This window comes from Sulfuricaulis sp., assembly GCF_041499725.1.
Classification (GTDB): domain Bacteria; phylum Pseudomonadota; class Gammaproteobacteria; order Acidiferrobacterales; family Sulfurifustaceae; genus Sulfuricaulis.
Window position 1 is genome coordinate 1 of sequence record NZ_JBGQKW010000097.1, and the last position, 9,824, is coordinate 9,824.

The following is a 9,824-nucleotide window of genomic DNA, read 5'->3' on the forward strand; positions in this document are numbered from 1 at the left end:
AAAGTGTGTTCGTCATACCGGGCGAAGATATCTTCCCGGCGCAGCACGGAGCTGACAACCTTGGCAACCTCGCGCAGCACCATGTCGCACGTGCCGGGTCCGTGCGCTTCTTTGATCTCTTCGAAGCTGTCGACATCGAACATTAACAGCGCCAAGTCCTGGTGCCGCATCTTGGCCTGGATAAAATCCTTTTCGATCCGCGCGAACGCGTATTGCTTGGTATAAACGCCGGTCAGGGCGTCCCGGGTTGCATCCACCTTGCTGCTGCCAGCCGCCTCTGGATGTGCATTCTCCTGGAAACAGAATCTCAGCACCTGTTGCCGACCGATGTGAATCTTGTCACCGTCCCAAAGCGCATGCCGCACGACCTTCTCGCCGTTCACGAACGTGCCGTTGGTGCTGCCCAAATCCTCCACGAAAACCGCGCCCTTGGGGGTCAAGACGACGCGGGCGTGGAATTGGCTGACGCTTTGATCCCGGATACACAGGTCGTTCTCCGACGCGCGCCCGATCTTGAGTTCCTTGTCGGCGGACAGCCAGTAGACCGTATCGGTAAGTGCGTTCGAGATGTGCACGATACAAGGCATCGCCGGTCGATCGGATGCTCCGACCAACGTCACATGATCGTCTAAACGATCGGTTTGTTCTTCATTCTCTTTACCCATGAGTCACCTCGAACGAATCGCCTGTTGCTCCCTTGTGAACAAGTAAAAAAAATGGCGCTAGGACCTTGTCGCGTCCTGCGCCATGAGCACGTCCTGGTTGTCTATATGCTTAAAATAAGAGCAAATAATGTGCCATTTTTCCTGTCGCACGGGGGTGCCCGGGACAATGTCGTTGCGCCACTTGTCGCGGATTGGAGCAATGAAAATCCCTGATTTTCCTAATAAACTCTCTGGATTACTCAGGGTAACGGGGATACAGGTCTCGGGATTTTCCGGTTTTGTGCGAGCGTTCGATGGGGGTCTATTTTGCTGAAAAACTCGAAAATCTTCAGAGCCGTTTTCCCGCCATCAGGAAATTTTCAACAGAATTGGTCGGGAGCGGACACTTCACCGCGCGCTACGCCGCTCACGGCAGCGTGGTGTGCTGACTGGCTGGCTGCCCCGCCACAGCTTTTACGAACAATTCGAAGCTGCCGGTTGCCGGGTCGCAGCCGAGCAGCTCACCGCCGTCGAGATCGAAATACCAGCCATGCAGCTGCAGGCAGCCCGCGGCGACCGCCTCCTGCACGAACGGAAACGTCATGAGGTTGCGAATGGAAATCCGCACGGCCGCCTGTTCGCAGGCTGCGGCGCGCGCATCGGCGCCTTCAGCCGCGTGGGTCGTGGCCACTTCGCGGCGCGCCGCCTCGGCGATCGACATCCACGGCGTGATGAACTGCCCGGCGCCGCCCTCGAAGCGGATATTGCCGAGCAGCGCGCGGATGCCGCCGCAATGCGCGTGGCCCATCACGATCACGTGCCCGACGTGCAGGCAGCGCACCGCGAACTCGAGCGCCGCCGAGGTGCCGTGATAGCCACCGCCTTCCTCGAACGGCGGCACCAGGTTGGCGACGTTGCGCACCACGAACAGGTCGCCGGGGTCGCAGTCGGTGACGATGGCCGGGTCCACGCGCGCGTCACAGCAGGCGACGACCATGATCTTGGGCGCTTGGCCCTGGCTGACCAGCTCCCTGAACGGCGCGCCGTCGCGCTCATAGTGATGCGCACGAAACCGGCCGAAACCGTCAATCAGTTTTATGATCTCGTCCATGGACAGGGATTATACGTCGGGGTCGGAACACAGTTTTTGCTAATTTGAGAATGAAGGCCGCGAACAGCGCCCATATCAGCGGTGTGCCGACGCTTATCATGGCCCGGGATCAGTTGTTAACTGCGAAGGATTCAGCCGGTAGCGCTTTCCCGTGCCCGGCTGACGGGCGCGGAAGGCGCGGCATCCACATGCTCGAAATCCACCGACACCCGGTCGACGGCGATCGGACGGAACAGGTTGTCGGCAAACTGTCTGTGTAGCGGATGCTCACGGTAGGAATCTATCACAGTGCGGTGCGTGAATTCGATCAGCCAGCAGAAGCGGTAGCGCGGCTTGCCGGCCACGGCCCAGCCCGTGACAACCCGCCGCACCCCGGGGATCGTGGCCAGCATCTCGCGCCCGCGCGCCATCATGGCCTCGACCTGCACGTCCGGGACATGCTCGACGTTGTAAATGATGACGTGCTCGACCGGCTGCCACGCCTGGCATTGCACCAGCACCTCGGCGGCGCGTCCGGCGGAACCCCACAGGCGCATGACGCGCTCGACTTCCTCGCGGATGCTTTCGCGAATGCCCTTCACCAGCCCGGTATAGCCGCTGCGGCTGTCGGCGCGCGCGTTGGCGCGGATGCGGTTGCCGGCGGCGTCGGAAAGCGCCGTGTAATAATTTATCTTGGCGACGCCGTGGGAGATCAGCTTGCGATACTGCTCTTCGGCCAGGCCGGTGCCGCCGTGGATCACCAGCGGGATTTTCACCGCGTCGTTGATGCGCTTGAGGCGCTCGCAATCGAGCTTGGGCTTGCCGCGCAGGCGTCCGTGCACCGTGCCGATGGACACCGCGAGGCAATCCACGCCGGTGCGTGCGACATAAGCCCTGGCCTCCTCCACCGAAGTGTATTGATTCTCGCCCGGGTGTTTGGCAGCGTCCTCGCCTTCCACGCCCGCGACATAACCCAGCTCGCCCTCGACCGCCACGCCGCAGGCGTGCGCCATCTCGACCACACGCCGTGTCTGTGACACGTTGACCGGGAAGGATTCGTGCGAGGCGTCGACCATCACGCCGTTGCAGCCGAGGTTGATGGCGCGCACCGCAGATTCGTGCGAGCCGCCGTGGTCGAGGTGGATGGCGACCGGCACGTCGGCGCGGCGCGCCGCCTTCTCGGCCGCAGCCATGGCCAGTTCGAAGTCGTAATGCCCGAAGTAGGATTCGGCCAGGCTCAAGATCACCGGCGAGCGGCAGTTCTCCGCGGCATCGAGAATCGCCTCGAGGAAATCGAGACTCACCAAATCGAACCCGCCCACCGCGTAGCTGTTGCGGTAGGCATGGTTCAGCATGTCACGCATGTCCACCAGCGGCATGGTTCCTCCTGATTTGCCTAAGAACCCATAACAAAAAGAAATTTAACCGCCAAGACGCCAAGAACGCCATGTTTTACTGATGAAAAAATATCTTTCCTTGGCGACTTGGCGTCTTGGCGGTTCAAAATCATATTCACTTTGTTAGAGCATCTAAATCAAAACTTTCTTGACGGTGTATCGTGTGTTTTCTGTATTCGCCGCCCTATGCTCAGCTTGCCTCGCCGTCGGGCTGACCTTCCTTGAAAACGCGGCTCACCAGAATGTCATCCGGCTCGAGCGTGATGAGATCGAGCCGGGTGAGCTTGCGGCTCTTGCCGGCGAACAGGCGGTTCGCCTGGCGCAGCCGGGCGCGGTCGAGCGCGTTGCGGATCGAGCGCGCGTTGGCGAAGTGCCCGAGCTTCATGCGCAGCGGGATGTATTCGGCGAAGGCCTTCTCGCCGTTGGGGCTGAAACGGTAGTTCTGGCTCGCCAGCATGAGCCGGGCGATGGCCATCAATTCATCCGCGGAGTAATCCGGGAAATCCAGGTGGTGCGCGATGCGCGAGCGCATGCCGGGATTGCTCTGGAAGAACCGGTCCATCTTGTCCTTGTAGCCGGCGAGGATCACCACCAGATCGTCGCGGTTGTTCTCCATCACCTGCAGCAATATCTCGATCGACTCCGCGCCGTAGTCGCGTTCGTTCTCGGGCTTGTACAGGTAATAGGCTTCGTCGATGAACAGCACGCCGCCCATGGCCTTCTTGATGACTTCCTTGGTCTTGGGCGCGGTGTGGCCGATGTACTGGCCGACGAGATCGTCGCGCGTCACAGTCACGAGATGCCCTTCGCGCACGTAACCGAGGCGCTTGAGGATCTCACCCATGCGCATCGCCACCGTGGTCTTGCCGGTGCCGGGATTGCCGGTGAAACTCATGTGCAGCGTCGGCGTCTCGGAGGTCAGCGCGAACTGCTTGCGCAGCCGGTCCACGAGCAGCAGCGCCGCGATCTCGCGGATGCGCGTCTTGATCGGCTTGAGTCCGATCAGCTCGCGGTCGAGCTTGTCGAGCACTTCCTGAATGTGGGAGGCCTTAAACTCGGCCTCGAGGTCGACGACGTCCTCCGCCTGACCGGCCGGGCGCGCGGCGGCGCCGACGTTCTTGCTATCGCTCATGACGGCTCCATAACGGCGTGATTACCATCAACCCATTGCACTGAGCTTTCGCCCGTTCGCACTGAGCTTGTCGAAGTGCGAACGGTTCAGACACTGATTCGACACGTTCCTCCGTCCGTGATTCGACGACCTTTACTGAGCGTTCCGTTCGGTCTTCGACAGGCTCAGACCGAACGAACGTCAAAAGGCTCGCCACGAACGGAGGACTATGCCAAGGCTTCCTCAACTGTACCGCTCGCCTTCCGGCTTGTCGGTCGCGTAAGGCTCGATGGTGTAACCCATGCTGCGCCCGTCGCGCTCCTCGCGGATCAGTCGGTAACCCGGTTCTTTCTTGGGCCGGTTGACGATGAACGACATGGCCGGGCTCTCCCCGCCGCGCGTGGAGTTGAACGCCATCACGCGGATGTAGTGATGGGGGAAGGTCTTGCGGCAGTTGTTGATCTCCATCAGGATCCCGGCGGGATCCTTCAGGTCGAACATGGGATTGCCGAACATTTCCCAATAGGTGTTGCGCGGATGCGGATCGTCAGTGTACTCCACGCTCACCGCCCAGCCGTGTTTCAACGCCCATTTGATCTGCGCGGTGATCTGCGCGTCGGTCAGGTCCGGCAGAAAAGAAAACTGACCTTGGGTAATACGGTTTCCAGGATTGGTCATCATGATCGTATCTCCTAAGCGTTAAACACTGGCCGTGGTGGTCGGCACGAAATCCGCGGTGTCGGTGGATTCGTAGTTGAAACTGATGTCCTTCCACGTTTCCAGCGCGGCCTTGAGCGGGCTGCATGTCTTGGCGGCATTTTCCAGAATCTGCGGGCCTTCCTTCATGTAATCGCGGCCTTCGTTGCGCGCCAGGACCATGGCTTCCAGCGCCACGCGGTTCGCCGTTGCGCCCGCCTGTATACCCTGCGGATGACCGATGGTGCCACCGCCGAACTGCAGGATCACGTCTTCGCCGAGGTAATGCAGCAGCTGGTGCATCTGGCCGGCATGAATGCCGCCCGAGGCCACCGGCATAACCTTGTTGAGCGAGGCCCAGTCCTGCTCGAAGAACAGGCCGTTCTCCAGGCTCATGGGATTGTGCGTCTCGCGCAGCACGTCGTAGAAGCCCTTGATCATGAGCGGATCGCCTTCGAGCTTGCCGACCACGGTGCCGGCGTGTATGTGATCCACGCCCGCCATGCGCATCCACTTGCAGATCACGCGGAAGTTCATGCCGTGATTCTTCTGGCGCGAATAGGTCGAGTTACCGGCGCGGTGCAGGTGCAGGATCATGTCGTTCTTGCGCGCCCATTGCGCCATGGTCTGGATCGCGGTGTAGCCGATCACGAGGTCGATCATGACGATCACCGACCCAAGCTGCTTCGCGAACTCGGCGCGCTCGATCATCTTGTCCATGGTGCCGGCGGTGACGTTGAGGTAATGCCCCTTCACTTCGCCGGTGGCGGCCGAGGCCTTGTTCACCGCTTCCATGCAGTACAGGAAGCGATCGCGCCAGTGCATGAACGGCTGCGAGTTGATGTTCTCGTCGTCCTTCACGAAGTCGAGTCCGCCCTTGAGCGCCTCGTACACCACGCGCCCGTAGTTGCGGCCGGACAGACCGAGCTTCGGTTTGGTGGTGGCGCCGAGCAAAGGCCGCCCGAACTTGTCGAGGCGTTCGCGTTCCACGACGATGCCGGTGGCCGGACCCTGGAAGGTCTTGAGGTAGGCGACCGGAATACGCATGTCTTCCAGGCGCAGCGCCTTGACCGCCTTGAAGCCGAACACGTTGCCGATGATGCTGGCCGTCAGGTTGGCGATCGAGCCTTCCTCGAACAGGTCGAGGTCATAGGCGATGTAGGCGAAATACTGGGCATCGTTTTTCGTGCCCGGTCCGGTGTTCGGCACCGGGTCCACGCGGTAGGCCTTGGCGCGGTACAGTTCGCACGCGGTCAGGCGGTCGGTCCAGACCACGGTCCAGGTGGCGGTGGACGACTCACCCGCGACGGCGGCTGCGGCCTCTTCCGGGTCCACGCCCGGCTGCGGCGTGATGCGGAACAAGGTGATGACGTCAGTATCCTTGGGTTTGTAATCAGGCTCCCAATAGCCCATTTTCTTGTATGGGATGACGCCGGCTTTATAGCGTTCTTTCCCTTCCTTAATGGTTTCGGTTTTACCCATGACTGCCTCCAGAGTTTTTTGATTGAACCGCTCCGCACCGGGCCCGCGTGGCGGATTCACCGCCCCAGAGCGTCGTAACCCTTCGTATTTAAGGGTTTTATTTCAGTACGTTGCCGGCATGCTGCCGAACTGGGATCATCAATAACAGTCAATCTTTTCGATGTTATTGATAGACTTCCGTCTATATATCTATAGGGGTCACCGTCATGCGCCACAGCACCCTGCGCCAACTCGAGGTTTTTGAAGCCATCGCCCGGCTCGGCAGTTTCACGCGTGCCGCCGAGGAATTGTTTCTGACCCAACCCACCGTCTCGATGCAGATCAAGAAACTCACCCAGGCCGTCGGCCTGCCACTGTTCGAACAGGTGGGGAAAAAGATTTACCTGACCGACGCCGGGCGCGAGCTGCACAAGACCAGCCGCGGGATCTTCGAACACTTCACGCGCTTTGAAATGCTGATCGCCGACATGAAAGGATTGAAACAGGGCGCGCTGCGACTGGCGGTGGTGACCACGGCCAAGTATTTCGCGCCGCGCCTGCTCGGCCCGTTTTGCCAGCAGTACCCGGGCATCGAGGTATCGCTCAAGGTGTCGAACCGCGAGCGCATCCTTGAGCGCCTCGCCGACAACCTGGACGATCTCTACATTCTCGGCCAACCGCCGGAGGAACTCGAAGCGGTCGCCGAACCGTTTCTGGAGAATCCGCTGGTGGTACTCGCGCCCGCGAACCATCCGCTGGCCGGCAAGAAAAAAATTCCGCTGACGCGCCTGACCGAGGAACCGTTTTTGCTACGCGAACCGGGATCCGGCACGCGCATGGCGGTCGAGCGATTGTTCGCGGCACACGGACTCAAAATGAAAGTACGCATGGAACTGGGCAGCAACGAGGCCATCAAGCAGGCGATTGTCGGCGGACTCGGTGTGTCAGTACTGTCGCGGCACACGCTGGCGCTGGATGCGCCGATGGGACAGCTAACGATCCTGGATGTCGAGGGATTTCCGATCGAGCGTCACTGGTACGTCGCCTACCCTTCCGGCAAGCAGCTGTCGGTGGTGGCGCGCACCTTTCTCAATTATCTCAAACAGGCGCCGAAGTTCGCCAGCGAAGTGCCCTGCCACCATGCCGAGCAGGGCGAATGTCCGCTGCTGCCGGTGAAACCACAGGACAGGGATGTGCCGGTTGCGGTGCCGAGGGTAGCCAAACGGGCGCGGCGCAAAACAGTCCCGACTTGAGACGACCGCTTAGCGCGTGAGACCGGCGTACAGCATCGGCAAGCGCTCCGGCAGGCGGCTGACGTGATCCACCACCATGTAATTCTTGATACCGAAGATGCGCGACACGTAGTCGTCGGCGTTGGGGTCAAGCGTGAGGCAGAAGGTATGCACGCCGCGCGTTGCCAGCTCTTCCACGGCTTTCTTGGTGTCGTGGCGCAGGTATTGCGGGTCGCGCACGTCGATGTCGGCGGGTTCGCCGTCGGAGACGAGCAGGATCAGTTTTTTCTGTTCCGGCTGTTTGAGCAGGAATGAGGCCGCGTGGCGCAGCGCCGCGCCCATGCGCGTTGACAGTCCGCCCTGCATGCCGGCGAGCTTGGCCTTGGCCTCGTCGCCATAGTGATCGTCGAAATCCTTGAAACGGTAGTACTGCACGTCGTGGCGGCCGTCGGAGGCGAAGCCGTGGATCGCGAACGGATCGCCGACGCGGTCGATGGCCCACGAGAGCAATGACGTCGCCTCGCGCGCGAGCTGAATCACCGGTTTGTCGGAACCGCCCAGTTTCTCATTCGTGGATTCCGACAGGTCGAGCAGCACCAGCACCGCGAGGTCGCGCACCTTGCGCACGATGCGGATGTTGATGCGCGTATCCGGCGTCTGACCCATGCGCATGTCGATCATGGCGCGGATCGCGGCGTTGAGGTCGATCTCGTCGCCGTCTTCCTGGCGCCGGAAACGCTGCACGCCCTCGGGCTGCATGGCGTCGATGATGTGCCGCAGGCGCGCGGCCACCGGCTTGTTCTCGGTGAGTATCCTGTCGATCTCCTGCGGATCGCCCTTCTTCTGGCGCTTCTCCAGCACCGTGGCCCAGTTCGGCCGGTGCAGTTGCACGGAGTAATCCCATTCCTGGTAGTGATACGGCTCGGACACCGGCTCCTTGCCCTCGAGTTCGTTGATGGTGCAGCCTTCCTGGTCGAGGTAGAACGGCTCGTCCAGCACCCAGATCTCCTGGGCATCGTCGCCGGCCAGCTCGCAGTCGAGTTCGTTCACCATCTCCATGGTCGTGACATGCTTGCGCACCTGCTTCGGCGCCGGGACGTACTCGGCCTCGTGCCAGGCGATTTCATCCGAAGCCCAGCAATAGCGGTTGTCGTCGCGATACGGGATTGCCATCGACTCGAGCACGCGCAGCGAAGGAACACTTCCACGCTCGCCGAGCTTGTTGTATAGCGTCACGCCCAGGTCCCATGAAAGGTGGTTGTCCTCGGGACGTTTGGCGAACTCTTCGCGGAAGGCGGCCGCTGTCTCCTGGATCAGGCCATCGTCGTCGTGATAATTGTCGTCGAGCAGGGCATAGGCGAGACGCTCCAGCAGGCCGACCACCGGGTCGGTCGGGCAGCTGACCTCGCGGACTTTGGCGTGGAACTGCGACCACAGCTGTTTCATTCCCGGAAACTCGCGGATCGCGCGATGCTCGACGCGCGCGTCCTCGAAAAGGCCGATGAGGAACATCTGCACCGGGTTGAGCTGTTCCATGGACAGCGGTTCGCGCGTGTAGACGAGATGCGCGGCCGCGTGCGCCGCGGCAGCACGATACAGCTCCCGGCCCGGCAGCCCGGCGAAGTCGTCGTAGGCGTCCGGCAGATGGATGATGCGCGTCTCGATGAACGGCTTGTAGCCCTCGCGCGCCTCGTAGTCGCCCGAGGTCGGGCGCAGGAAAAAGTCGCGGCCCCAGAAGGCGCGCAGGTAAAAATTGAGCTTGCGCTGGCTGTCGATGAACAGCGTGCCGCGCCGTTCCTTCTGGAGCATGGCCTGACTGTCGGCGCTCTTGAGATCGAAGTATGCGATCTGGGTTTGAAAGTCGCGCATGTGCGCCTGCGCGCCCCACAGCGCCCAGCGGCGCAGGCCGCCGAGCGTGAGCTTGGCGAACAGCTCGTCGAGGTGCGCCAGCATCGGGCGCAGGCCGCGCGGCACCTTGGCGGAGAGCTGGTGAATCAGGTTGAGATAACCGCGCAGCAGCTCGGCGTCGCCGAGGCGGTTGGCGGCCGTGGGCAGGGTGTCGAACAGCAATTGGATCACCTCGCCGCTCACCATGGAGGCGAGCTTCATGGCGCTGATGATGCAATCCTTGAGCACATCCTCGCCGACTTCTTTGACCACCGCCGGCATCGCCTGGATGTAGGTCACGACCAG

General features: G+C 61.4%; 8 protein-coding genes. 1 reads left to right on the forward strand and 7 read right to left on the reverse strand.

Annotation, left to right across the window (positions count from 1 at the left end; translation table 11 throughout):
• The 6 genes from ACC569_RS12820 to ACC569_RS12845 all read right to left on the reverse strand — a co-directional run.
• A partial coding sequence (locus tag ACC569_RS12820; protein WP_372523926.1) for an FHA domain-containing protein occupies window positions 1-665 on the reverse strand: 665 nt, incomplete at its 3' end.
• 406 nt (window positions 666-1,071) lie between these two features.
• Entirely contained in the window at window positions 1,072-1,755 is a 684-nt protein-coding gene (locus ACC569_RS12825) for a carbonic anhydrase (protein ID WP_372523927.1), read from the reverse strand.
• Window positions 1,756-1,886: 131 nt separating this feature from the next.
• Entirely contained in the window at window positions 1,887-3,113 is a 1,227-nt protein-coding gene (locus tag ACC569_RS12830; RefSeq protein ID WP_372523928.1) for a ketose-bisphosphate aldolase, read from the reverse strand.
• 208 nt (window positions 3,114-3,321) lie between these two features.
• Window positions 3,322-4,263, reverse strand: a complete 942-nt coding sequence (gene cbbX, locus ACC569_RS12835; protein WP_372523929.1) for a CbbX protein — start codon at window positions 4,261-4,263, stop codon at window positions 3,322-3,324.
• A 222-nt stretch (window positions 4,264-4,485) separates the two neighbouring features.
• Window positions 4,486-4,923, reverse strand: coding sequence for a ribulose bisphosphate carboxylase small subunit (locus ACC569_RS12840; RefSeq protein ID WP_372523930.1), 438 nt, complete (start codon window positions 4,921-4,923; stop codon window positions 4,486-4,488).
• Between the two features lie 18 nt (window positions 4,924-4,941).
• Entirely contained in the window at window positions 4,942-6,420 is a 1,479-nt protein-coding gene (locus ACC569_RS12845) for a ribulose-bisphosphate carboxylase large subunit (protein WP_372523931.1), read from the reverse strand.
• Between the two features lie 206 nt (window positions 6,421-6,626).
• Between ACC569_RS12845 and ACC569_RS12850 the strand changes: the two genes are divergently transcribed.
• Window positions 6,627-7,652 (forward strand): LysR family transcriptional regulator, encoded by a 1,026-nt coding sequence (locus ACC569_RS12850; protein WP_372523932.1) that lies wholly within the window; start codon window positions 6,627-6,629, stop codon window positions 7,650-7,652.
• 9 nt (window positions 7,653-7,661) lie between these two features.
• Here the strand turns inward: ACC569_RS12850 and ACC569_RS12855 are convergent.
• On the reverse strand, window positions 7,662-9,824 hold a 2,163-nt coding region (locus ACC569_RS12855; RefSeq protein ID WP_372523933.1), incomplete at its 5' end, for a nitric oxide reductase activation protein NorD.